Origin of the sequence: Pseudomonas sp. Leaf58 (assembly GCF_003627215.1) — a bacterium.
Taxonomy (GTDB): domain Bacteria; phylum Pseudomonadota; class Gammaproteobacteria; order Pseudomonadales; family Pseudomonadaceae; genus Aquipseudomonas.
The window spans coordinates 5,051,561-5,076,047 of record NZ_CP032677.1; the positions used below are offsets into that span (position 1 = coordinate 5,051,561).

At 62.0% G+C, this 24,487-nt stretch carries 22 protein-coding genes; 2 read left to right on the top strand and 20 right to left on the bottom strand.

The window, feature by feature from the left end; genetic code table 11:
* Positions 1-33: 33 nt before the first annotated feature.
* Positions 34-468, top strand: a complete 435-nt coding sequence (gene trxC / locus DV532_RS23385) for a thioredoxin TrxC (protein WP_056794412.1) — start codon at positions 34-36, stop codon at positions 466-468.
* Here trxC and DV532_RS23390 read toward each other — a convergent pair.
* Both DV532_RS23390 and DV532_RS23395 read right to left on the bottom strand, forming a co-directional pair.
* Positions 465-1,238, bottom strand: coding sequence for a ParA family protein (locus tag DV532_RS23390; RefSeq protein ID WP_056794410.1), 774 nt, complete (start codon positions 1,236-1,238; stop codon positions 465-467). The genes trxC and DV532_RS23390 overlap by 4 nt on opposite strands.
* A 76-nt stretch (positions 1,239-1,314) precedes the next feature.
* Positions 1,315-2,214: a LysR family transcriptional regulator gene (locus DV532_RS23395; RefSeq protein WP_056794409.1), complete on the bottom strand. Its 900-nt coding sequence runs from the start codon at positions 2,212-2,214 to the stop codon at positions 1,315-1,317.
* A gap of 166 nt (positions 2,215-2,380) precedes the next feature.
* Here DV532_RS23395 and DV532_RS23400 point away from each other — a divergent pair, with 166 nt between their 5' ends.
* Complete coding sequence (locus tag DV532_RS23400) at positions 2,381-3,568, top strand: MFS transporter (RefSeq protein WP_236707474.1); 1,188 nt, start codon at positions 2,381-2,383, stop codon at positions 3,566-3,568.
* A gap of 15 nt (positions 3,569-3,583) precedes the next feature.
* Here the strand turns inward: DV532_RS23400 and DV532_RS23405 are convergent, their stop codons facing one another.
* From DV532_RS23405 to gltB, 18 genes are all read right to left on the bottom strand, one after another.
* Positions 3,584-4,045 (bottom strand): type II secretion system protein GspM, encoded by a 462-nt coding sequence (locus DV532_RS23405; RefSeq protein WP_056794405.1) that lies wholly within the window; start codon positions 4,043-4,045, stop codon positions 3,584-3,586.
* Positions 4,042-5,157 (bottom strand): type II secretion system protein GspL, encoded by a 1,116-nt coding sequence (gene gspL / locus DV532_RS23410; protein ID WP_056794402.1) that lies wholly within the window; start codon positions 5,155-5,157, stop codon positions 4,042-4,044. Before gspL ends, DV532_RS23405 begins: the two co-directional genes overlap by 4 nt.
* Positions 5,150-5,983, bottom strand: a complete 834-nt coding sequence (locus DV532_RS23415; RefSeq protein ID WP_056794400.1) for a general secretion pathway protein GspK — start codon at positions 5,981-5,983, stop codon at positions 5,150-5,152. Before DV532_RS23415 ends, gspL begins: the two co-directional genes overlap by 8 nt.
* Positions 5,984-6,003: 20 nt before the next feature.
* Positions 6,004-6,582 carry a type II secretion system minor pseudopilin GspJ gene (gspJ, locus tag DV532_RS23420; RefSeq protein WP_056794398.1) on the bottom strand — a complete coding sequence of 193 codons (579 nt, stop codon included), beginning with the start codon at positions 6,580-6,582 and terminating at the stop codon, positions 6,004-6,006.
* Positions 6,569-6,952 carry a type II secretion system minor pseudopilin GspI gene (gene gspI / locus DV532_RS23425; RefSeq protein ID WP_056794396.1) on the bottom strand — a complete coding sequence of 128 codons (384 nt, stop codon included), beginning with the start codon at positions 6,950-6,952 and terminating at the stop codon, positions 6,569-6,571. Before gspI ends, gspJ begins: the two co-directional genes overlap by 14 nt.
* Positions 6,930-7,394, bottom strand: a complete 465-nt coding sequence (gspH, locus tag DV532_RS23430; protein WP_056794394.1) for a type II secretion system minor pseudopilin GspH — start codon at positions 7,392-7,394, stop codon at positions 6,930-6,932. Before gspH ends, gspI begins: the two co-directional genes overlap by 23 nt.
* Positions 7,391-7,837: a type II secretion system major pseudopilin GspG gene (gene gspG, locus DV532_RS23435; RefSeq protein WP_056794392.1), complete on the bottom strand. Its 447-nt coding sequence runs from the start codon at positions 7,835-7,837 to the stop codon at positions 7,391-7,393. The genes gspH and gspG overlap by 4 nt, the downstream gene beginning before the upstream one ends.
* Position 7,838: 1 nt before the next feature.
* The gene (locus DV532_RS23440; RefSeq protein ID WP_056794390.1) at positions 7,839-9,044 is read right to left on the bottom strand and encodes a type II secretion system F family protein; all 1,206 of its coding nucleotides are present in this window, start codon (positions 9,042-9,044) and stop codon (positions 7,839-7,841) included.
* Positions 9,045-9,046: 2 nt separating this feature from the next.
* Positions 9,047-10,510, bottom strand: a complete 1,464-nt coding sequence (gene gspE / locus DV532_RS23445) for a type II secretion system ATPase GspE (protein ID WP_056794389.1) — start codon at positions 10,508-10,510, stop codon at positions 9,047-9,049.
* A complete protein-coding gene (gspD, locus tag DV532_RS23450) occupies positions 10,507-12,348 on the bottom strand; it encodes a type II secretion system secretin GspD (RefSeq protein ID WP_056794387.1) in 1,842 nt (613 codons plus the stop codon). Before gspD ends, gspE begins: the two co-directional genes overlap by 4 nt.
* The gene (locus DV532_RS23455; RefSeq protein ID WP_177339516.1) at positions 12,345-12,839 is read right to left on the bottom strand and encodes a hypothetical protein; all 495 of its coding nucleotides are present in this window, start codon (positions 12,837-12,839) and stop codon (positions 12,345-12,347) included. Before DV532_RS23455 ends, gspD begins: the two co-directional genes overlap by 4 nt.
* A 4-nt stretch (positions 12,840-12,843) precedes the next feature.
* Complete coding sequence (locus DV532_RS23460; protein ID WP_056794386.1) at positions 12,844-13,356, bottom strand: cytochrome b; 513 nt, start codon at positions 13,354-13,356, stop codon at positions 12,844-12,846.
* Positions 13,357-13,411: 55 nt separating this feature from the next.
* Positions 13,412-14,875 carry an N-acetylglucosamine-binding protein GbpA gene (gene gbpA / locus DV532_RS23465; protein WP_082476732.1) on the bottom strand — a complete coding sequence of 488 codons (1,464 nt, stop codon included), beginning with the start codon at positions 14,873-14,875 and terminating at the stop codon, positions 13,412-13,414.
* Positions 14,876-14,997: 122 nt separating this feature from the next.
* Positions 14,998-15,345, bottom strand: coding sequence for a YgiW/YdeI family stress tolerance OB fold protein (locus DV532_RS23470; RefSeq protein ID WP_056794384.1), 348 nt, complete (start codon positions 15,343-15,345; stop codon positions 14,998-15,000).
* Positions 15,346-15,461: 116 nt separating this feature from the next.
* On the bottom strand, positions 15,462-16,526 hold the full coding sequence (gene hemE / locus DV532_RS23475; protein ID WP_056794383.1) for a uroporphyrinogen decarboxylase: 1,065 nt from the start codon (positions 16,524-16,526) through the stop codon (positions 15,462-15,464).
* Between the two features lie 137 nt (positions 16,527-16,663).
* Entirely contained in the window at positions 16,664-18,187 is a 1,524-nt protein-coding gene (locus DV532_RS23480) for an amidase family protein (RefSeq protein ID WP_082476731.1), read from the bottom strand.
* 125 nt (positions 18,188-18,312) lie between these two features.
* Positions 18,313-19,731: an FAD-dependent oxidoreductase gene (locus DV532_RS23485; RefSeq protein WP_056794381.1), complete on the bottom strand. Its 1,419-nt coding sequence runs from the start codon at positions 19,729-19,731 to the stop codon at positions 18,313-18,315.
* A 123-nt stretch (positions 19,732-19,854) separates the two neighbouring features.
* The gene (gene gltB, locus DV532_RS23490) at positions 19,855-24,300 is read right to left on the bottom strand and encodes a glutamate synthase large subunit (RefSeq protein WP_056794379.1); all 4,446 of its coding nucleotides are present in this window, start codon (positions 24,298-24,300) and stop codon (positions 19,855-19,857) included.
* Positions 24,301-24,487: the final 187 nt, after the last annotated feature.

The following is a 24,487-nucleotide window of genomic DNA, read 5'->3' on the forward strand; positions in this document are numbered from 1 at the left end:
CGCTTGGCGGCCGCAAAATCTCAAGGAAACGACATGTCCGCCCCACTGGTAATCCCCTGCCCCCACTGCAACGGCCTCAACCGCCTGCCCGCCGAGCGCCTGGGCGATGCGCCGAAATGCGGCCGCTGCAAACAGGATGTACTGCTGAGCCAGCCCTTCGCGCTCAGCGAAGCCAGCTACGCCAGCCAGATCAAAGGCGACTTGCCGCTGCTGGTGGACATCTGGGCCGATTGGTGCGGCCCCTGCAAGTCCTTCGCCCCCACCTTCGAACAGGCCGCCCGCCAGCTGGCCGGCCGCTGCCGCCTAGCCAAGCTCGACAGTGAAGCCAACCGCAACTTGGCCGGGCAGCTCGGCATCCGCTCGATCCCCAGCCTGCTGCTGTTCAAAAACGGCCGCGAAGTCAGCCGCCAGGCCGGGGCGTTTCCACTTCAGTCGTTGCTGGAGTGGCTGCGCAGCCAAGGGGTCTAAGCGTTCTCTTCGAGCAGCGAATGCAACTCGACAAACTGCTGGGTCAGCTTGTGCTTGGGCTCCAGGTGAATCAGCGGCAGGCTGGCGTGGTGCGATTCACGCATCTTCACCGAACTGCCCAAGTACACCGGCAGCACCGGAAGGCCTTCGGCCAGCAGTTCGTCGAGCATCTGCTGCGGCAGGCTGGCGCGCGACTGGAACTGGTTAACCACGATGCCTTCGACCATCAGGTCTTCGTTGTGGTCTTCCTTGAGGTCTTCGATCTCGGCCAGCAGGCCATACAAGGCCTGGCGCGAAAAGCTGTCGCAGTCGAAGGGAATCAGCACGCGGTCGGCGGCAATCAGCGCGGACACCGCATAGAAATTCAGCGCTGGCGGGGTGTCGATGTAAATCCGCTCGTAGTCCTCGTCCAGTTCGTCGAGCAACTTACGCAGCTTGTTGATCTTGTGCTTGGCCTCAAGCTTGGGCTGCAGGTCGGCCAGCTCGGCAGTGGCCGTGACCACGTGCAGGTTGTCGAACGGCGTTTCGTAGATATCGACCTTGTTCTTCCTGCTGAACGGCCCGCTGGACAGGCTTTGCTTGAAGAAGTCGGCAATGCCCATGGGGATGTCCTCGCCGGTGAGGCCGGTGAGGTACTGGGTCGAGTTGGCCTGGGCATCCAGGTCGATCAACAGGGTCCGGTAGCCTTCATTGGCACTGACCGCCGCCAGGTTGCAGGCGATGCTTGACTTGCCCACGCCACCTTTCTGATTGAACACCACGCGCCGCATGATTGACCTCCGTGTTTCAACGAATGCCCGAGTATGTGACGCCACCGCAGCAATGACCAGCGCCATTTGCCCGGCCCTACCGCTGCCCGACCACCTGCCCCGTCAACAGCTGCGCAAACGCCCTGGCCATCGCCGACCCGCCGCGCTCGCGCTGCACCAGCCACACCGCCGTCATCGCCCCGTCATCCAGTAAAGTCCGGTACACCACCCCCTCGATGCGCATGCGCTGGAACGACGCGGGTAGCACTGACACCCCCAATCCCGCCGACACCAGGCCAATGATGGTCATCGCCTCGCCCGCCTCCTGGGCGAAATGCGGGCTGAAGCCCGCCTGCCGCGCCAAGCTCAGCAACTGGGCGTGCAGGCCGCTGCCATAACTGCGTGGAAAGAACACGAACGGCTCATGGGCCAGCGCCGCCATGCGCACGCCCTGTTCGGTGCCTTGGGCCAGCGGATGCGACGCGTTGATCACCGCCACCAGCGGCTCACTGAACAGCTCGGTGGCCAGCAAGCCCTCTGGCAGCGGCATCGGCCGCATCAGCCCTACCTCAATGGACTCGTCGAACACCGCTTCGGCGACATCGCGGCTACTCATTTCCTTGAGGTTCAGATGCACTGCCGGAAAGCGCTGACGGAAGGCATGGATGGCCTTGGGGATCTTCGAGGTGAACGGTGCCGAGGAGGTAAAGCCGATTTTCATTTCGCCCAACTCGCCTAGCTGCGCACGCCGGGCCACGTCGGCGGCCTTTTCAACCTGCGCCAGCACTTGGCGGGCTTCCTCAAGGAACAGCCGCCCCGCTTCGCTCAGCTCGACGCGCCGGTTGGTACGCTCGAACAGCCGAGCCCCCAGCTCTTGCTCAAGCGCCTGGATCTGTTGGCTCAAGGGGGGTTGCGATATACCCAGTTGCTGGGCAGCGCGGCCAAAGTGCAGTTCTTCGGCCACGGCGATGAAATAACGCAAATGGCGCAGTTCCATGATCGGCTCCAAATAGGTCGTTAAACGTCTTAAATAGGTCGAACAATATATTGGATATAATCATTAGCCAGCTATATGCTTTTTTTCATTGCGCCAGAGGTACCCGCCCGTGAAAACTGCTGTAGCCCCCCTTCTCGCCAAGCCAGAACCTGCCCCCCTGAACGATATGTGGATTGAAAAAGGCACCCCCGCCTTCATGAAGACCGTGCTGGCACTGTTCAGCGGCGGTTTCGCCACCTTCGCCTTGCTGTACTGCGTGCAGCCGATGATGCCGCTGCTGTCCCGGGAATTCGCCATCAACGCGGCGCAGAGCAGCCTGGTGCTGTCGGTGGCCACAGCCCTGTTGGCGGTCGGCCTGCTGATAACCGGCCCTATCTCTGACCGCATCGGGCGCAAACCGGTGATGGTGTTTGCCCTGGTCTGTGCGGCGCTTTCCACCTTGGCCAGCGCGGTGATGCCGAGTTGGGAGCTGGTACTGGCCACCCGCGCTCTGGTCGGCCTGTCACTAAGTGGCTTGGCGGCGGTAGCCATGACCTACCTGAGCGAAGAGATCCACCCGCAGCACATCGGCCTAGCTATGGGCCTGTACATCGGCGGCAATGCCATTGGCGGCATGAGCGGGCGCCTGATTGCCGGCGTATTGATCGACTTCGTCAGCTGGCACACGGCGATGCTGGCCATCGGCGGCCTGGCCTTGGTGGCTGCGCTGGTGTTCTGGAAGGTGCTGCCCGAATCGCGCAATTTTCGCCCGCAGGCGATGAACCCGCGCAGCCTGCTGGACGGCTTTGTCATGCATTTCAAGGATGCCGGGCTGCCCTGGCTGTTCCTCGAGGCCTTCCTGCTGATGGGCGCGTTCGTCACGCTGTTCAACTACATCGGTTACCGCCTGCTAGCCGAGCCCTACCACATGAACCAGGCACTGGTCGGCTTGCTGTCGGTGGTGTACCTGTCGGGCATCTACAGCTCGGCGCAGGTCGGGGCCCTGGCCGACAAGCTGGGCCGGCGCAAGGTGTTCTGGGCCAGTATCGTGGTGATGGCGGGCGGCTTGTTGATGACCCTGGCCAACCCGCTGGCAATGGTGATCGTGGGTATGCTGGTGTTCACCTTTGGCTTCTTTGGTGCGCACTCGGTGGCCAGCAGCTGGATCGGCCGCCGGGCATTGAAGGCCAAGGGCCAGGCGTCGTCGCTGTACCTATTTTGCTACTACGCCGGGTCGAGCGTGGCCGGTACAGCGGGTGGGGTGTTCTGGCACCAGTGGGGCTGGAATGGCATTGGGCTGTTCATTGGCAGCCTGTTGGCGATGGCGTTGTTGGTGGCGTTGCACCTGAGCAAATTGCCGCCGAAAACTGCCTGAACTTGCGCCTCTAGGTTATGTTTCGGCCAGCACCAAGGCGAAGCGTGCCTGAAGCAGCTCACCCTCGACCTGCAACTGAATGCTGAGCATCTTGCCCCCTTCCTGCTCAAGCGCATGCAGCCAGGCCAGCACGGCCGCCACCGGGCCTTCCAGGCTAACATCCACCTGGCCGGCCTTGGCTTCCAGGCCGGCGACGCGGATACCGGCGGCCCGAGCGCGCTCGTTCAACCTGGCAGGCGTCAACAACTCGGTGGCGCTTTGCGACCGGGGCGGCCCTTGCACCATTCGCTGCAGTTGGGCACCTAGTTCGCGTTCACGCGTTAGCAGTTCTTCGGCCTGCTGCATACGAGCCTGCCCCGGCAGCCAGAACAACTGGCAGATCATCATCACGGCCCCCCCCCAAAGCGCTACTTTCACCAACGCCTGCCGGCCCGGTGTTAGCTGCTGCCATTGCCACAGATTGCTCCAACGGTTCATTCAACCTCCTGCCAGGTAAGAGTCGCCCGTACACCTTGGTCGGCCTGCCGGCCATGTTCCATCCGCACCCCGGGAACACGTGCGCCCAACCGCTCCAGGTCGTCAAAACCCTGAGCGACAACCTCGACGCGCCAGCCTTGCGCAGGCGTCGACTCGGCTCGCTCGATGGTCACGTTGCCAACGCCGACCAGGTGCTCGGCAAACAGCGCCAGCTGCTCTACAGCGGTGGATGGCCTGGGGGCACGTTCGAGCAACCTGATCTGCGTCGCCAAGTCTGCGCCGGAAGGCTGCACCTCTGGCGCCCAGCGCTGTACTGTCTGCACATTCTCGGCATGCTGGCGTGATGCCTGTTGCATCAGCCATTCAGCCCGCAGGTAATCGGCCAGGCATACCATCAGCAATGCCAGCGCCACACCACCGGCCACCCCTTGCCATGCCGGGCCTTTGCGGCGCCGACGCAGGGCACCCTGGCGCAGGTCGACAGCGCCGACATTGGCCTGCACCAGGGTTTCCACAGCGCTGGCGACTGCCTGGTCGCTACAGATCGCGTGCATGGCTGTCGGCTCGGCAAGCCAGGGCATCGAAGCACAATGCGGCTTCAGTACTCGAGCGGCCTGGTCGCTGATCGCCAAGCACGCGCCCTCGGTCCCTCCCAGCAACCACCGCCCCTCGAACCACAGTGCACAGGCCCGCCCGGCACACAGCAGGTCAGCATCGATGTGCACGGCGACGGGGTCAATGCCTTGGGCCAACAAGCTCGACATGACCCGGTGCAAGCGGGTCAGCTCTACCGCCAACACCTTTCGCTGGCCCTTGTCATCCGCTGGCCCAAACGCCAAGTGCAATGCTTCCAGCGGTGCGGCCAACTGCTCTTCCGCCGCATAGGCCAACGTTTCCCGGCTGGGTCGCCTGCCGGGTACAGGGCCGATCACGCAGTGCCCAGCCATCTCCATGGGCAATACCAGCACCACGGCCGCAACGGCCAACTCAGGCGGCAGGTTACCCAGCCGGGACCGGTATCCATCGCCCAGGGTTGTACGAACGAGCACAGGCCACTGCTCATCGGTTTCGGCCATGCCCTGCGGCAGTAGAAACAGGTAAACATCACTCATCTGGCAGTTGCTCCGGCAGTGCAGAATAAACACGACGCAACACGCGGACCTTATGCGTGTTCAGATCGATCTCCAGGTCGCTGTACAGGTAAATGCGCTTGCCTCCCTGCTCCGCGCGCACCTGCAGGCGGAACCAGCGGCTCGTTACCGCCAACCCATGGCTGTCGATGCCAAGGCCAATCAGCTGCGGCTGGGCCAGAAACCGCTGTACGCTGGTATGGCCTTCATCGCCTCGCTCGGCCGCCAGGGCCTGGGCAGTAGCGCGCTCCACGCCCTCAAGGCTTTCGAGCACGTGTGCCGAGGCGGTATTGATATTGAGCCCCGCCTCTGGCGGCAACGCCACGACCCATGGCCGTAACCGTGCCATTACCTCGGCATCAACTCCTGGCAGGGTGCGCAACTGGCTTGGATCGAGCATGGGCTGCCCTGCCAAGGGCTCCAGCACCGGCGCTTCGATCTGCAGGGCGCGACACAAGCGCTGCCAACGCTTCAGCAACACCGGGTCGAGTGCCTTTCGCTTAGTCAGCGCAGCGAGGTTGAAGCGGCCGGAGAGATCTTCCAGGCGCACGCGCACCTGCCCCTGCCCGAGCGCCAGCGAGCGGGTTTGCGCCCACGGTTGGCCACCGTGGGTCACCTGCAGCAGGGCGGCAGCCTGCTGTTTCAACTGCGCCAAGGCTTGGCGTTCGCCAGCATGGGCAAGCTGCAGCAGGTGCGAAGCTTCGATCTGCTGGCGGACGCCCCCCAGCATGCCGTGGTGGCTGCGCAACATGCTGGCGACCAATAGGGTCAGCAGCGCCATCACCAGCAGCACGGTGATCAGAGCCACCCCCCGTTGTCCTGTACGTTTCACAAGCTCGCCCCGGCCAATGGCAATACCCGGCGTATGCCTTGAAAGCGCTTGGTCGATAGCGTGATTTCAAGCGCCTGCGGCGGCTGTGCAGCCGCCCAGCTGGTCACCCATCCGCTCTCCACGGCATACAAGCGCCAACGCAGCTCAACAATGCCGTCAAGCAGCCGTTGACGGCGCCCTTGGCCGTGTTCAAACGTGCGCCGCTGGCGCCACAGCACACCGTCCTCCAGCCAGTACTCGACAATGCTCAGATCACTGCGGGGCAATGACTGTCGATCGGCTTCAGCACCAAGCAACCAGCCCACCCGTTGGGGCGTTAGTAACACACCATGGTTCGCGCCCTTTTTTCCGCTTGCAGGCCAGTACCCTTGCAACGCGTCCCGTTGCATCACACTCATTGCCCGCCCAAGGGCGCGCAGTTCGTCTGCCTGGGCCTGGCGTGCGGCATCGGTGCGTACCAGCGCAGCCAGCAATTGGCTGGTACCCGCTGCCAACAGCGCAAACACGGCAATCGCCAGCAGTAGCTCCAGCAGGGTAAAACCCCGCTGGGCTGGGGCGAAGTCACTGCGCGGCATCAGCAACCTCCAGCCAGCCCACCGCGTGGTGAAGCGGCTGCCGGTCAGCCGCCAGGCCGACATCCACGCTTACTTCCATAAGGCCAAGCTCAACCTGGCGACGCCGCGACTCGATGATGAACCAGGCACGCTGATCGAATTGCACTTCCAGGCCGCGCTGCTGCGTAGCGCTGATGGCGTGCAGGCGAAGCTCATTCAGGTGGTTGTCGGCCAGCCAACTGGCAAACAGTCGATCACGCATGCCCTGCGACTGTGCCAACACCTGCTGGCTGGCAGTGCTCACGGCTGCGGCCAGTACGGCGAAAACAGACAGCGCCACCAGCACTTCCAGCAGCGTGAAGCCACGCTCAGCGTTCGAGCTGGGGGTCATTGAGGCCATCGCCCGATACCTGGGCAAGGCCGACGCCTGCCTCTTGGAATGACAACGAGAACGGGATGTACTCGTCGTTACGGTAAAACACCAGCTGCGCAGCGCTTTGCGGCCTGGTGAGCAGCACAGGGAACCCATCGATCTCAAGCCGCAGGTCCAAACCGGTATCGCGGTGCCGCCCGGCCGCCGTCCACGTGCGCCCACCGGCTTTCATCAGCTGATAACCGCGGGCGTCGATGCGGACGCCCAACTCCCGCCCCTCAAGCACAGCTTGCTGCCTGGCGTACTGCACCAATTGCAGAAACAGGCCCGCCTCTTGGTCAGCCAGGCGTTGAGGGTTACGCCCCAGTTGTAATCCGGCCATGCCTATGACAATGCCTGCCAGTACCAGCACCAGCAGCATTTCAAGCAAGGTGAACCCTTGTGAGCGGCGCAGCGTCATTCGCCCCAGTTGCCGATATCGGCATCGGCATCTTCACCTGCTGGCTGGCCGTCGGCCCCTAGCGAGAACAGGTCATACCCCTGACCGGAGCGCGGGCCGGGGCTGACGTACTGATAAGGCGCCCCCCACGGGTCGAGTGCCGGGCGCTTGAGGTAGCCCTGCGCGTTCCACTGGCGAGGCAGCGGCGCAATGGTTGGGCGCCTGACCAGCGCTTCCAGGCCCTGGCTGGTGGTCGGATAGCGCCCATTGTCCAGGCGGTAGATTTCCAGCGCTGTGGCAATGGACTGAATATCGGTACGCGCTGCGGTGAGCTTGGCGTGGTCCGGGCGGCTCATCACATTCGGCAGCACCAGCGCGCCTAGCACCCCGAGGATGACCACCACCACCATGATCTCGATAAGTGTGAAGCCGCGTTGCGCGCGGCGTGCAAAGCCAGAGGACATATCAGTTGACCAGTTGGTTGAGGTTGAGAATGGGCAGCAAGATGGCCAGCACGATGAACAGCACAATACCGCCCATCACCAACAGCATCAGCGGTTCGCACAGGCTTACCAGCAGGGAGATTCGACCGGCCAAGTGCTTGGCCTGTAGCTCGGCGGCGCGCTCGAGCATGCTGTCCAGCTCCCCAGCACGCTCGCCGCTGGCAATCATGTGCAACATCAGTGCGGACAGGGTCTCGCTGCGAGCCAGGCTGTTGGCCAGCGTTGCCCCTTCGGCCACTTCACGCGCAGCGGCTTGCAAGCGCTCGCGCAGTACCTGGTTGCCTACCACGCCTGCGCCAATGTTCATGGCATCGACCAGCACGACACCGCTGCGGCCAAGAATCGCCAGAGTGCTGACGAAGCGCGCGGCTTCACTGGCGCGAACAAAGCCGGCATAACCCGGCACCCGCAAGACCAGGGCATGCCATTGTCTGCGCCTGGCTGGCTGGCGCAGCGCGAACGCCACGGCTGTGCCGCACGTGAGCATCACCGCAAAGGCCGCAAGCCCGAAGCGGCCAAAGCCATCGCTGAGTGCAATCAGTACCTGTGTCGCCATTGGCAACCGGGCCTGGTCGCGGGCAAATGCCTGCACCACATCTGGCACCACATAGCCGAGCAAAAAGCCCACCACCAGCAGCGAGACAAACATCAGGATCAACGGGTAGAGCATCGCCAGCTGCACCTTCTGCCGCAAAGCCTGCTGTTCCTCACCATGTGTTGCCAGGCGCTCCAATACTCCCGCCAGGTGCCCCGAACGCTCCGCCGCTTCGACCGTTGCGCGGTACACCACCGGGAATGCCAACGCGTAATGCGACAGCGCATCGGCGAAGCTATTGCCTTCGGCGACCCGCTCGGCCACGCCCAGCACTACCTGCCGGGCCTGTCGCTGGTCACTTTGCGCAGCCACCGCCTGCAGCGCCTCGGTCAATGGCATGCCAGCCTGCAACAGCGTTGCCAGTTGCCGAGTCAGCAGGCAGCGACGTACCAAGGACAGGCGATTGCGTGCAGCCAACGCGACAAAGGGTGACGGCGTTACCACCTCGAGGGTCAGCACCGCCAAACCCTGCTCACGCAGTTGCTGCCGAGCCTGGCGTGCACTAGCCGCCTCCAGTGTGCCGCGCTGGCGAAGGCCGCCCAGGCGTTGGGCCTGGTACCTGAAAACCGCCATGATTAGCCCTGGCCCGTCACGCGTAGCAGTTCCTCGACACTGGTCTGCCCAAGGCAAACTCGCAGAACGCCATGCTGAAACAGGTTTGTCGCGCTCTGGCGCGCCAATTCAAGCATCTGCGCCTGTGATGCGCGGCTATGGATGGCCTGCGCCAACGGCGGGGTGATCACGACCATTTCATGCAAGGCCATACGCCCGCTGTAGCCCAGCTGGCACAGCTCGCAGCCAACGGCCTTGTATAACTGCGCCGGCAGGTCGCCAGGGTTGCCCAGGGCACTGGCCGTGGCATCATCCACCTCATACGCGGCCTTGCAATGCGGGCACAGCACACGCACCAGCCGCTGGGCCATGACGCCGGCCAGGGACGAGGCCAGCAGGCAGGTATCCACCCCCATGTCGGCCAAGCGGGTGATGGCACCTAGCGCACTGTTGGTGTGCAGGGTGGATAGCACCAAGTGGCCGGTCAGCGATGCCTGCACGGCGATTTCAGCAGTTTCTCGATCACGGATCTCACCCACCATCACCACGTCCGGGTCCTGGCGCAGGATCGCCCGCAGCCCGCGAGCAAAGGTCATCTCGACCTTGGTGTTGACTTGGGTTTGGCCGATGCCGGGCAAGTGGTATTCGATCGGGTCTTCAACGGTGAGGATGTTGCGCGACTCCCGGTTTAGCACCGAAAGGGCCGTGTACAGGGTCGTGGTCTTGCCTGAACCGGTCGGGCCGGTCACCAGGAAAATGCCATGGGGTTTGTCCAGCATGGCCAGAAAGGCCTGCTGCACCGATGGCTGCATGTGCATGTGCTGCACATCCAGGCGTACCGCCTGCTTGTCCAGCAAGCGCAGTACCACACGCTCGCCGTGCGCCGCAGGCAATGTGGAAACACGCACATCCACCTCATGGCCGGCCAGCCGCAGGCTGATCCGGCCATCCTGCGGCACACGTTTCTCGGCAATGTCCAAGCGCGCCATGACCTTTATTCGCGATACTAGCAACGCCGCGAGCGCTCTGGGCGGCGTCAGCACCTCACGCATGACCCCATCGATACGCATGCGAACACGCAACTGTTGCTCGAAAGTTTCCAGGTGGATATCGGAAGCACGCGACCTCACCGCCTCGCTGAGCAAGGCATTGAGCAAACGGATGATCGGCGCATCATCCTGTTGCTCGAGCAGGTCACTGGTTTGCGGCAACCCCTCGGCCAGGCGGGACAGCTCGATGTGCTCGTCCAGCCCTTGAATAACCGACTGCGCTGCATCCTGGGCGCCGCCATAGCAAGCGGCAAGATGCTCGGCAAACTGCTCGCTATCTACCAGGCGCAGCGGCCAGCCATGCCCAACGATACGTAGCGCCTCGGAGAGTGAATCCAGAGAGGCGTTGGCGCGCATCAGCAATACAGGTGCAGTGGCCTGCTGGTCGAGCAGAATGCCGTAACGCCGGGCAAAACCGAACGGTAGCGAAGGGTTCATTGGCCTGGGTCCTCGCCCTCAGGCATCCGCCGCGTTTCGAACATGCTGCGGGGGTCTTGAGGCATGCGCGCCGGGTCGGCTGCCTGCACGTCACCGTAGGCACGCCGCCCGGACTCGATCAGTTCTGCCTGAGAGCGCAAAATGGTCGGCCGCAGGAACACCATCAGGTTGGTTTTTTCCTGGGTGTCCCTGGTCCAGCGGAACAGGCCACCGATCAGCGGAATACGGCTGAGCAACGGCACGCCGCGCTGCTCCGTTCGCACACTGTCCTTGATCAGGCCGCCAATCACGATGATTTCGCCGTCCGCTGCCAGGATGGTGCTCTTGAGGGTCCGCAAGCTGGTAATCAGGTCGCCCTCGACCGTGCTGGGCGCCAATTCGGAGCTTTCCTGCTCGACCTCCAGGCGCAAGCTACGGCCCGCGTTGATGTGCGGGCGAACCTTTAGGCTGATACCGATATCCTTGCGTTCTACGGTGGTGAACGGGTTATCCGCGCCACTGCCTGAAGTGGTGTAAGAGCCGGTCTTGAACGGCACGTTCTGCCCTACCAGGATCTGCGCTTCCTGGTTGTCGAGGGTGAGCAGGCTGGGGGTGGACAGCAGATTGCTACGGCTGTTACTGGCCAAAGCGGACACCAACACCCCAAAGCGGTCAGACCCCAATGCCAACGCTGCACCGCTGGGCAGCGTCTTTTCCGCGCCAACCAGGTCGGCCCAGGCAGCACCGCTGTCAGGGAAGGTTACCCCGCCCTTGAGGCTGCCGGTGTCTACCCCCCATTGCAGCCCCAAGGCCTCGTTGATATCGCCACTGACCTCGACGATGGCTGCATGAATCAACACCTGTGCGCGGGGCTGGTCGAGTTGCTCAATGATCTGCACCACATTCACCAGTGTCTGGGGTTCGCCCAACAGCACCAGCGCGTTCTGGCTAACGTCAGCCTTGACCATCGCCCCCGCCGCAAGCGGCTGGCCCAACGTTTCGGTACCAGCCTTGCCATCTAGCCGCTTGCCCACTTCATTGAGCACCTCGGCCAGTTGCTCGGCATTACCGTGCTGAAGCCGCACCACTCGCCAGTGTTGTGAGCTTGCAGGCGCAGGTACGTCCAGCTCGCGGGCCAGCCGTGCGAGGCGTTGTCGGGATTGTTCCGGGCCGAGCACCAGCAAGCGATTGCTGCGTGGGTCGGGTAACACACGTACCCCACTGTCCGGGCCACCCGCTGAAGCCTCGACAACCGGCAACACATCCATCGCCTGTGCGAAGCGGAGCACCACCAGTTCATAATCGTGCCGCTGACCGCTGTCCAGTTGCGCCACCAGCGCTTGCAAGCGTTCAAGGTTGGCAGCCGAGTCAGTGACGACCAAGGCATTGGCTGAACTGGACGGGCCAATGTACCCATTGCTGGAAACCAGCGGCCTTAGCAAGCCGGCCAGGTCAGCGGCAGTGCTGCCGGCCAGGCTGAACACCCGCGTGGTAAATGCGGCAGGAATCGCATCGACTTGCTGGTTGGCCCAGGCTTTCGCTTCACTCGCTGGCAACACCAGCAGCCGATCACCATCGTTTACCGCGGCAAACCCTTGCGCATTGAGGACGGAATAAAATAACCGGCGCACGCCCTCGCGGTCGTGCGCTTCGTTGGACAACACCGTAATGCGGCCTTGCACCCGCGGGTCGAGCACGATCGTCTGGTCCAGAATGGCCCCGACCTCGCGCACCACATCGCGCACGTCAGCATCGCTCATGGCCAGTTGCCAGGTTGGCGCATCAGCCTGGGCCAGCGGGCCAGTCAAAGTCAGGCAGGCCCCGAATGAGGCTGCCCACAGGTAGCGTTGGATTGTCATTGCACCTCCCGCAATAGGCGGGGTGAATCGGCAGGGGCAGGACCACGCTCGGCGGTACTGCCAGATTGAACGAAGACGTTGGCGCGGTTGCCCGACAACGCCACGATTTGCTCGCTGCCGCCGTCCCAAAGCGTAATGGCGCGCACGTCGATACCGCGCAACACGCTGCCGCCAGGCAGGCGATCGCCAACCTGATAGAGGCGCTCACCCTCACGGCTGCCTATCAGAGCGCGGGCTTGGCCACGGCTGGAGACGAAACACGCCTTGAGCACCAACCCAGCCTGGCTTGCAGCCTCGCCCGCAGGTTCGCTGTAGCCAAAAGCCAGTGCCAGAGCTGCCACAGGCAACGGCTTGTGCACGGGTGAGGCAGGGACGCCAGCGTGCTGCTGAACAGGTTCGACCACGCCAGGGCGCGTCGCTTCTCTAACGAACAGAACCACCGCCACCAGCAAGGGAGCTGCCGCCCAGGGCAGTATCGAAAGGCGCTTCATTGGCTCAGGGCAACATCCGTCGCAGCACTCGCCGCCCCACAAGTTCATGCATAACGACCGCGCCAACATGCATCACTACCGCTATGGCCAAAACCAAATTCGCAGCCACATGCAGCGTTAGCCAGGCGCTGAGCCAGGATGGGTCGCTGAGCACAGGTGCAATGGCAAACCAGCCAAACACGTCGATCTCACGGTCCATCATCAGCACGCCGGACAACAGCACCAGCGCCGTCACCCAGTACATGCCTTGGTGGACGATATGGGCGGCGCGCCTTGCTAGGGCGTTGTCATTCACCGCAACTGGCCTGGCCATGAGCAACCGCACCAGCCAGCGCAGCAGGAAGACCGGAATGAAAAGCGTCGTCAGCCCGACGTTCACGAAACCGACAAACCGGGCTGTGGAGGGTTCGACATCAAACACCGAGACATAAAAACCACTGACCAGCGTCCAACCGATCACCCAGGCAGAGACCCAGTGCAACAGGATCTGCTGCCAGCAATATGTGTGTTGTTCCATTGGAAATACCGTGGTGTGGCCTGGCACCCTTCTCAAGTTGCCAGGCCACACTCCTTCAGTGCTTGATCCAGGCGTCTTGCCAGTTGCTGCCTACACCAGGCTCATAGTGGTTGGCATTTTCCGAATAGCTCTTGCACCAGCCTTCGAACGGGAACGGCTTGCACTCGAAGACTTCGCCAGTCTTCGGTTGCAGGACACGTGTCCCTTCCTTGTAGCTTGCAATCGATTGAGGGAATTCGAAGTCGTACCCGTCACCAGCGGCTTTCAGGGTTACTTCGCGTTGCTCTTGCAGCAACACGCGCTGGCGCTTGTCCACACCAACGACTTTCAGCGTATGCGCACCCTCTACGCTGGCGGCGTCCAGCACCAACTTGCCCGTTCCCTCCACTTGCTGCCGAACGAACCCGACTTGCTTGTTGGCGGCATCGAACAGCCGCGCACTCACCTGCAAGCCCAAATTGCTCATCACGGTGAAGTCGAGAGTGGTCTTGCCTTCCTTGAGCATGTACTCAGGCTTCAGGTCATGCAGATGCATGTAGCCAGGCTCACCGGCGGCCGCGTCGATATCCAGCTCAAAACGGGTAACCCCGCTCTCGGCCTTGGCGTAGAGGGTGTTTGAGCCCTGCACTGGCTCAATGTCGCCGTCATCGTTGAACTTGCCTGCTTTGATGAGGGCCTGGCTCTCGTTGATACGGCTGGCCAGTTTGTAGGCCCAGTTGGCGGCGGTGCCTTCCTCGGCACGTTCGATCACAATGGTCGTGCTGTACTGCTCACTCTCGACACCGCCGACGAACGCCCGGGCCTTGACCTTGTCCCCCACCTCCAGGTCCCTGTGCGGATTGATTGAACCTACGGGTGGCCACTCTGGTGCAGGACCGCCTTCTGCCTGGATATCGACATCAATGATGTTGTGGAATGCGGCAGCGGTATCCGCGACCGTCCATAACCCCAGAATGGCGTGGTGCCCGGTGCGATCGGCGGGTAAGGTACAACGATGCTTTTCCGGCGCAGGGCCCTGGCCGGCCTCTTCACCGCCAGTTGCAGGTTTGCCATGCCCGTCCACGCTGCAGAATGGGGTCGCTTCGAAGGCATCGCGGCTCAACGGCGCATTGGGATTCCACCCAGACTTGGTAACGAAGTACTCCCACTTGGTGGTCTTGTGGCCTGTGGTATAGAACCAGTCAAAATCGATGACACGGTCACGTATCGGGGTCAGGTGCCAGCGATTGGCCGATTGCTCGTCGAGCAGTGCGAAATCGGGACGCACGCCGCCGCTGGCAATCTTGCCATCCTCAGGCCCGAGGAGGGGGAAGCCTTTAGGCGCTTCACCTACAGAATTCGGCTCATACATCGGCTGGCCGCACTCCGTATTCAGACCCAATCGGCACGCATAAGCGCGAGAGGGCGGCTCACTGGCATAACCATGGGCATTGGCCACCTGGGCGTGTATGCCTACTCCTGTGATTGCCAACCACGCAGTGCTGGCAACAATGTTTCGATATTTTTTGCGTGTACGCATGACGCACTCCGGACTACTTGAGCTTGCGTCGGGGAGGCCCGACCAGGAGTGCGCGATTCTAGAAGTAGTTCAGGCTGCGATATGTAAGAGAAAACCTGCATAAATGCAGGCTTTTCTCGCCATCAATTGAGGATTTCAACCAAGTCCACATCCACTTCACGGCTCATCAGGTGCTTCTCCACCTCCCCCGTCAGCTTGACTTTGGTCTTGTCGTTGAACGGCGTCGGCGGCAGGTCCTCATCATCGATTTCCACGGTGATGGTACCGGTGCTGTCCTTGAACTCGTACTTGTCGTCGTTGTTGATCTTCTGGGTCACGAAGCCTTGCAGCACCACCGGGGTGTCATCCGCTGCATCATTGGCCGCTGCGACGGTGCTGGCCGACTGGGCACCGGGGCCGGTGTAGCCGGCAGCCAAGGCAGCCGTGCTGAACAGTGGGGCGAGAATCAGTGCGAGGTAGCGGGTTTTCATGGCAATCAGGTCCTGGTTCGGTTTTGATTGGACCAGATTAGCGACGATCGCTGAATTAAAACTTAATGCAACAAAAAGCCCAGCACATGGCCGGGCTTTGCTTTTCAGTGATCAGTTCACTGATGGTACTGCGCCGACAGTTCGTGCACGGCGTTGATGAACACGCCAGCATGCTCCGGGTCGACTTCCGGGGTAATCCCGTGGCCCAGGTTGAACACATGACCCGTGCCATGGCCATAGCTGGCCAGGATGCGCGCCACTTCCTGACGGATCGCTTCGGGCTTGGCGTACAGCACGGTCGGGTCCATGTTGCCTTGCAGGGCCACTTTGTCACCGACGCGGCGGCGGGCGTCGCCGATCTCACAGGTCCAGTCCAGGCCCAATGCGTCGGCGCCGGCTTCGGCAATGCTTTCCAGCCACAGGCCGCCGTTCTTGGTGAACATGATTACCGGCACCTTCCGCCCTTCGTGCTCGCGGATCAGGCCGCTGACGATCTTGCGCATGTAGGCCAGGGAGAACTCCTGGTAGGCCGCCGCCGACAGGTTACCGCCCCAGGTGTCGAAGATCTGCACAGCTTGGGCGCCCGCGAGGATCTGGCCGTTAAGGTAGCTGGTGACCGACTGAGCCAGCTTGTCCAGCAGCAGGTGCAAGGCTTGCGGGTTGTCGTAGGCCATGGCCTTGGTTTTGCGGAAGTCCTTGGACGAGCCGCCTTCGACCATGTAGGTGGCCAGAGTCCATGGGCTGCCGGAGAAACCGATCAGCGGTACTCGGCCATTGAGCTCACGGCGGATGGTGCTGACCGCGTCCATCACATAGCCAAGGTCTTTCTGCGGGTCGGGGATCGGCAGCGCTTCGATGTCGGCCGGGGTGCTGATGACCTTCTTGAAACGCGGGCCTTCACCGGTCTCAAAGTACAGGCCCAGGCCCATGGCGTCAGGGATGGTGAGGATGTCCGAGAACAGGATCGCCGCGTCCAGCGGGTAGCGGTCCAGCGGCTGCAGGGTAACTTCGCAGGCGAACTGCGGGTTCATGCACAGGCTCATGAAATCACCGGCCTTGGCACGGCTAGCGCGGTACTCCGGCAGATAGCGGCCGGCCTGGCGCATCATCCACACCGGGGTGACGTCTACGGGTTGCTTGAGCAGTGCACGCAGGAAACGGTCGTTCTTCAGGGCAGTCATGTCGGCATCCGGAAAAATAGTGCGGGCATTTTCTCAGACGCGCAGGGAAAAGGCACGGCTGATCGCCCTGCCTTTTCTCTATAGGTTTGTTATAGATCAATAGTTTTTGTATACAACCAACACAAATGCTTGGCTGTTCATTTCACCTTCAAGGCTTGCTCAAAGGCGAAGCCCATGGTCAACAACGACACTTCTGTGTAGGGCAGGCCCGAAAAATACATCCCAACCGGTTGCCCAGAATCATCGAGCCCTGCAGGCACATGCAAACCAGGATACCCTGCCTGCGCTCCTGCACCGCGCAGGTCGCCATCAGGCAGGTCAAGCAGCGCATCCAACACATGCCGGCGCGTAACGCTATCGAACATTTCCCGAGGCACATTGCGCAGTTTGTGGGCCATGAGCCAATAGGCAGGCTCATCCAAGTCTTGTGCCTGAGCGCCTTCGAGCAGCCCTTGCCCGTAACCCTCCGGCCCCGGATGCTCGCGGTTGAAGGCAATGATATCCATCAGACTCTGTGCCTCGATTCCTGCGCGGCCTTGCAGGTAGCGGCCAAGTTCACGCTTGAGGTCATGGTTGATGACTGCAATTTGCTCCTCGAACAGATCCGGAATGACCATATGAACAGGCACCAGCGTTGCTCCTGCTTGTTCGAGCACACTGGCCAGCCGGCTGAAGTGCGGATGATCAATCGTCAAGGATCCGTCAGGACGATACCGCGGGTACCCCAAGCGCCTGCCCAAAAGCGCATTGGCATCCAGCTTGGCCAGATAGTCCACATCAATGTGCCGCCCACCGGCTGCTCGCGAAGTGTTTTCGTCCATCTCCAGCATGGTGCCTAGCAACAAGGCGATATCGGTGACCGTCCGCGCCATCGGACCTGGCGTATCTTGCCAGCTAGACAAGGGAACCAGGCCTGCCTGGCTCACCAGGCCCAAGGTCGGGCGCAAACCCACCACAAGGTTCGCGTGGGCCGGGCAAATGAGCGAACCGTTGGTCTCCGTCCCCACCGACAGTGATACGAACCCTGCCGCAACTGCTACGGCCGGGCCCGCACTGGAGCCACAAACAGCCAGGTTGAGCCCCCAGGGATTACGCACCTGCCCTCCTCGACCACTCCAACCAAGCGGGATGCCCCAGTCTCTGAACCCAGCCAACTCACCACCATTGGCTTTTCCCAGTACCACGGCACCCGCCTGACGAAGCCGTTTGACGACTGCCGCATCCTCACGAGCGGGCTGGCCTATCAAGGCTAAGGACCCGCTGCTGGTCTGCATCGAGTCCCCCGTATCGATATTATCCTTGAGCAGGATTGGTAACCCATGCAGAGGACCGCGTAGCCGCCCCACGGCCCGCTCTTGATCCAGGGTATTGGCGATAGTCAAGGCATCGGGATTGATCTCGACCACGGCATGAAGGTTAGGCCCTTCACGATCAAGCGCACGAATACGGGCCAGGGCCCGCTCTACCAACTGCACTGAAGTGACCTCACCATTGGCCATGCGCTGCTGCAACTCACGGGCGCTGGCGAAGTCGTTTTCATCGGGAGGAATCAAAGACGAAAAAACCGGCCCATCAAAAAACGGACCGGTTTTTGCGGTGGCGCTCTGGGCGCTTGCCATACCCAAGCTCATGAAAATCAACAAGCTTGCCAGTTTGTTCATATCGCTGCCCTCAACTGAATCGTTCGCTCCGTATGGAGCCATTCAGCCTTGCAATTCAGCGATAGTGGCAACAGGCGGTAAACCTTCCGCGAGGGGCCCGCGCACACGACGTGCGCGGTCGAACATCACACCTGCAGGAAGTCCAGGATGCCTTCGGCAGCGGTACGCCCTTCGAAGATAGCCGTCACCACCAAGTCCGAACCACGCACCATGTCGCCACCGGCGAACACTTTCGGGTTGCTGGTCTGGTGCTTGAACTTGGCCTTCTCCGGTGCCACCACACGGCCCTGGCTGTCCAGCTGAATGCCATGCTGCTCGAACCACGGCGCCGGGCTAGGGCGGAAACCGAAGGCAATCACCACGGCATCGGCCGGCAGGATCTCTTCGGAACCCGGGATCGGCTCGGGGCTGCGGCGGCCACGGGCATCCGGCTCGCCGAGACGGGTCTCGACCACCTTCACGCCTTCGACCTTGTCCTCGCCAACAATGGCGATAGGCTGGCGGTTGTAAAGGAACTTCACGCCCTCTTCCTTGGCGTTCTTCACCTCTTTGCGCGAACCCGGCATGTTGGCTTCGTCACGACGATAAGCACAGGTCACCGCTTTGGCGCCCTGGCGGATCGAGGTGCGGTTGCAGTCCATTGCAGTGTCGCCACCGCCCAGCACCACCACTTTCTTGCCCTGCATGTCGACGAAGTCTTCCGGCGACTTCTCGAAACCCAGGTTGCGGTTGACGTTGGCGATCAGGAAGTCCAGCGCGTCATGCACGCCCGGCAGGTCCTCACCCGGGAAGCCGCCCTTCATGTAGGTGTAGGTACCCATGCCCATGAACACCGCGTCGTACTCGGCGAGCAGTTGTTCCATGGTGACGTCCTTGCCCACCTCGGTGTTCAGGCGAAACTCGATGCCCATGCCGGTGAAGACTTCGCGGCGGTTGCTGAGCACGGTCTTTTCCAGCTTGAATTCGGGGATGCCGAAGGTCAGCAGGCCGCCGATTTCAGGGTTCTTGTCGAACACCACCGGGGTTACACCGGCACGTACCAGCACATCCGCGCAGCCCAGGCCGGCCGGGCCGGCACCGATGATCGCGACGCGCTTGCCGGTTGGCTTGACCTTGGACATGTCCGGGCGCCAGCCCATGGCGAAGGCAGTGTCGGTGATGTACTTCTCCACCGAGCCGATGGTCACCGCGCCGAAGCCGTCGTTCAGGGTGCAAGCACCCTCGCACAGGCGGTCCTGCGGGCATACGCGGCCACACACTTCTGGCAGGGTGTTGGTTTGGTGCGACAGTTCCGCCGCGGCCAGGATGTTGCCTTCGGCGACCAGCTTCAACCAGTTGGGGATGAAGTTGTGTACCGGGCACTTCCACTCGCAATACGGGTTACCGCAGCCCAGGCAGCGATGCGCCTGCTCCACCGACTGCTGCGGCTTGAACGGCTCGTAGATTTCCACGAACTCCTTCTTGCGCTGGCGCAGCAGCTTTTTCTTCGGGTCCTTGCGGCCCACTTCGATGAACTGGAAGTCGTTGTTCAGACGTTCAGCCATTTTTCAAAACCTCTTTACAGCAGCTGCAAGCTACAAGCTGCAAGCCGCAAGACGATCACTTAAGCCGGGCAAACCTCGTACTGCTGTTACTTGCAGCTTGAGGCTTGCCACTTGCAGCTATTGTTACTGCGGGTTGGCACGCGTGCTGGACAGCAGTTGCTTCAGGTTGGCTGCCTTTGGCTTGACCAGCCAGAAGCGCCGCACATAGTCGTCCAGGTTCTCCGAGAGCTCACGCCCCCACTCGCTACCGGTCTCTTCCACGTACTCGGCAAGGACCCGCGCCAGGTGGCTGCGGTAGGCCTCCATCGCTTCACCACTGATACGCTGGATTTCCACCAGTTCGTGGTTGAGCTTATCGACGAAGGAGTTGTCCATGTCGAGCACGTAGGCGAAGCCGCCAGTCATGCCAGAACCGAAGTTGTAACCGGTCTTGCCCAGCACGCAGACAAAGCCACCGGTCATGTATTCACAGCAGTGATCGCCAGTGCCCTCGACAACAGCGTGGGCGCCGGAGTTACGCACAGCGAAGCGCTCGCCCGCGGTGCCCGCGGCGAACAGCTTGCCGCCGGTGGCACCGTACAGGCAGGTGTTGCCGACGATGGCGCTGTGCTGGGTTTCGAACGGGCTGCCAACAGGCGGCACGATGGTGACCTTGCCACCGGTCATGCCCTTGCCGACATAGTCGTTGGCGTCACCTTCCAGGTGCAGGTTCAGGCCACCGGCGTTCCACACGCCAAAGCTCTGGCCCGCAGTACCTTTGAAGCGGAAGGTGATCGGCGCCGCAGCCATGCCCTGGTTGCCGTGCAGGCGGGCGATTTCGCCCGATACACGCGCACCGATGGAGCGGTCGCAGTTGCAGATATCGAGGCTGAACTCGCCACCGGCCTGGTCACGAATGGCCGGCATGGCCATGTCTACCATCTTCTCGGCCAGCTGGCCTTCGTCGAATGGCGGGTTCTTGTCGACTTCGCAGAACTGTGGCTTGTCCGCCGGGATGTGCGAGCTGCCCAGCAGCGGGGTCAAGTCCAAGTACTGCTGGCGCTCGGTGTCGCCTGGCAGCACGTCGAGCAGGTCGGTACGGCCGATCAGCTCGCCGAGGCTGCGCACGCCCAACTTGGCCAGCCACTCACGGGTTTCTTCGGCGACGAAGGTGAAGAAGTTGATCACCATGTCGACGGTGCCGATGTAGTGGTCCTTGCGCAGCTTGTCATTCTGGGTGGCCACGCCGGTGGCGCAGTTGTTCAGGTGGCAGATACGCAGGTACTTGCAACCCAGGGCGATCATTGGCGCGGTGCCGAAGCCGAAGCTTTCGGCGCCGAGGATGGCCGCCTTGATCACGTCCAGGCCGGTCTTCAGGCCGCCGTCGGTCTGTACCCGCACCTTGCCGCGCAGGTCGTTGCCACGTAGGGTCTGGTGGGTTTCCGCCAGGCCCAGTTCCCACGGGGCGCCAGCGTACTTGATGGAGGTCAGCGGCGAAGCGCCGGTACCACCGTCGTAACCAGAGATGGTGATCAGGTCGGCGTAGGCCTTGGCCACGCCAGCGGCGATGGTGCCCACACCGGCTTCTGCCACCAGCTTGACCGATACCAACGCCTGCGGGTTGACCTGCTTGAGGTCGTAGATCAGCTGCGCCAGATCTTCGATCGAATAGATGTCGTGGTGCGGCGGCGGCGAGATCAGGGTCACACCCGGTACCGCGTAACGCAGCTTGGCGATCAGGCCGTTGACCTTGCCGCCCGGCAGTTGGCCGCCCTCGCCGGGCTTGGCGCCTTGGGCAACCTTGATCTGCAGCACTTCGGCGTTGACCAGGTATTCCGGGGTCACACCAAAGCGGCCGGTGGCCACCTGCTTGATTTTCGAACTGCGGATTGTACCGTAGCGGGACGGGTCTTCACCGCCTTCACCGGAGTTGGAGCGCGCGCCCAGGCGGTTCATTGCCTCGGCCAGCGCTTCGTGGGCTTCTGGCGACAGTGCACCCAGCGAGATACCGGCGGAGTCGAAGCGCTTGAGGATGGCCTCCAGCGGTTCGATCTGCTCCAGCGCCAGCGGCTGATCGGCCACCTTCACCTTCAGCAGGTCGCGGATCATCGAAACCGGGCGCTGGTCGACCAGCGTGGTGTATTCCTTGAACTTGGCGTAGTCGCCTTGCTGCACGGCAGCTTGCAGGGTGTTGACCACGTCCGGGTTGTAGGCGTGGTATTCGCCACCGTGGACAAACTTCAGCAGGCCACCTTGCTGGATCGGCTTGCGCGCGCTCCAGGCTTCGGCAGCCAGCAGCTTCTGGTCGCTTTCCAGGTCTTCGAAGCGCGCACCCTTGATGCGGCTGGACACGCCCTTGAAGCTCAGGCCAACCACTTCCTCGGCCAAGCCGATGGCTTCGAACAACTGCGCACCACGGTACGAGGCGATGGTGGAGATACCCATCTTCGACAGGATCTTCAGCAGGCCCTTGGAGATGCCCTTGCGGTAGTACTTGAAGACTTCGTCCAAGTCGCCCAGCACTTCGCCGGTACGAATCAGGTCGGCCAGCACTTCATAGGCCAGGTACGGGTAAACAGCCGAAGCACCGAAGCCCAGCAGCACGGCGAAGTGGTGCGGGTCGCGGGCGGTGGCGGTTTCCACCAGGATGTTGCTGTCGCAACGCAGGCCCTGCTCGGTCAGGCGGTGGTGCACCGCGCCAACGGCCAGCGAGGCGTGTACCGGCAACTTGCCTGGGGCAATGTAGCGGTCGCTCAGCACCAGCTGGGTCTTGCCGCCGCGCACCGCTTCTTCAGCCTGGTCGGCGATGTTGCGGATGGCCGCTTCAAGGCCGACGCTCTCTTCATAGTTGAGGTCAATCAGCTGGCGCTCGAAACCTTCGCGCTCCAGGTTCATCAGCGAGCGCCACTTGGCGGGTGAGATGACCGGCGAGCTGAGGATCACCCGCGAAGCATGCTCCGGGGACTCCTGGAAGATGTTGCGCTCAGCGCCCAGGCAGATTTCCAGAGACATGACGATCGCTTCGCGCAGCGGGTCGATCGGCGGGTTGGTCACCTGTGCAAACTGCTGGCGGAAGAAGTCGTACGGCGAACGCACGCGCTGCGACAGCACGGCCATCGGCGTGTCGTCGCCCATCGAGCCGACCGCTTCCTGGCCCTGCTCACCGAGCGGGCGCAGCACCTGGTCACGCTCTTCGAAGGTAACCTGGAACATCTTCATGTATTGCTTGAGCTGGTCAGCATCGTAGCTGGCCACGCCCTGGTCATCGGTCAGCGTCGCCTGAATACGGGTGGCGTGCTGACGCAGCCAGCGCTTGTATGGGTGGCGCGACTTCAGGCGGTTGTCGATGGCATCGGTGTCGAGAATCTGGCCGGTCTCGGTGTCCACGGCAAGGATCTGACCCGGGCCGACACGGCCCTTGGCCAGCACTTCCTCAGGCTGGTAACCCCATACGCCGATTTCCGAAGCGATGGTGATGTAGCCATTGGTGGTAGTTACCCAACGCGCTGGGCGCAGGCCGTTACGGTCGAGCAGGCAGACCGCATGGCGGCCTTCGGTCATGACGATACCGGCCGGGCCATCCCACGGCTCCATGTGCATGGAGTTGTATTCGTAGAAGGCGCGCAGGTCGGCATCCATGGTTTCGACGTTCTGCCAGGCTGGCGGTACCAGCATGCGTACGCCACGGAACAGGTCGATGCCGCCAGTGACCATCAGCTCCAGCATGTTGTCCATGCTCGAGGAGTCGGAACCGACGCGGTTGACCAGCGGGCCGAGCTCTTCGAGATCGGGGATCTGGTCATTGGCGAACTTGGTGCGACGGGCCATGGCCCAGTTGCGGTTGCCGGTAATGGTGTTGATCTCGCCGTTGTGGGCGAGGAAGCGGAACGGCTGCGCCAGCGGCCATTTTGGCAGGGTGTTGGTGGAGAAGCGCTGGTGGAACACGCAGATTGCGGTTTGCAGGCGCTCGTCACCCAGGTCTGGGTAAAACGCCGCCAGATCGCGCGGCATCATCAGGCCTTTGTAGATGATGGTCTTGTGCGAGAAGCTGCAGATGTAATGGTCGGCGTCATGGGCGTTGGCCACAGACGAACGGCGACGGGCACTGAACAGCTTGATGGCGAATTCCTGGTCGCTCAGGCCTTCACCGCCGATGAACACCTGTTCGATCTGCGGCAGGCGCTCCAAGGCCAGGCGGCCGAGTACGCTGGTGTCGATCGGTACCTTGCGCCAGCCGACCAGCTTCAGGCCGGCGTTGATGATTTCCCGGTCCATGTTGGCGCGGGCGGCTTCGGCTTTGATCGGGTCCTGGTTGAAGAACACCATGCCGACGGCGTACTGCTTGGGCAGCTCGACGGCGAAGTGGTCCTGGGCCACGGCACGCAGGAATTGATCAGGCTTCTGCATGAGCAGACCGCAACCGTCACCGGTTTTGCCGTCGGCGTTGATGCCGCCGCGGTGGGTCATGCAGGTCAAGGCCTGCATGGCGGTTTGCAGAAGGTGGTGGCTCGGTTCGCCCGTCATATGGGCGATCAGGCCAAAACCACAGTTGTCCTTGAATTCTTCGGGATGGTACAGACCTGTTTTCATAGACACATTCTCACCAGGTTCACCTCTCAACGGAGGCAAATCTCTTTTTTAACAACCACTTACCATCCACGCCGATCAAATGCCAGCTTTTTTGCGGTGGCCATGGAGAACCATTGTTGCACAGCGACAGCGATGCTCACAAATTTTCATGTCTCACCATTGAAAATTTATGTCGCAATTTTGAATG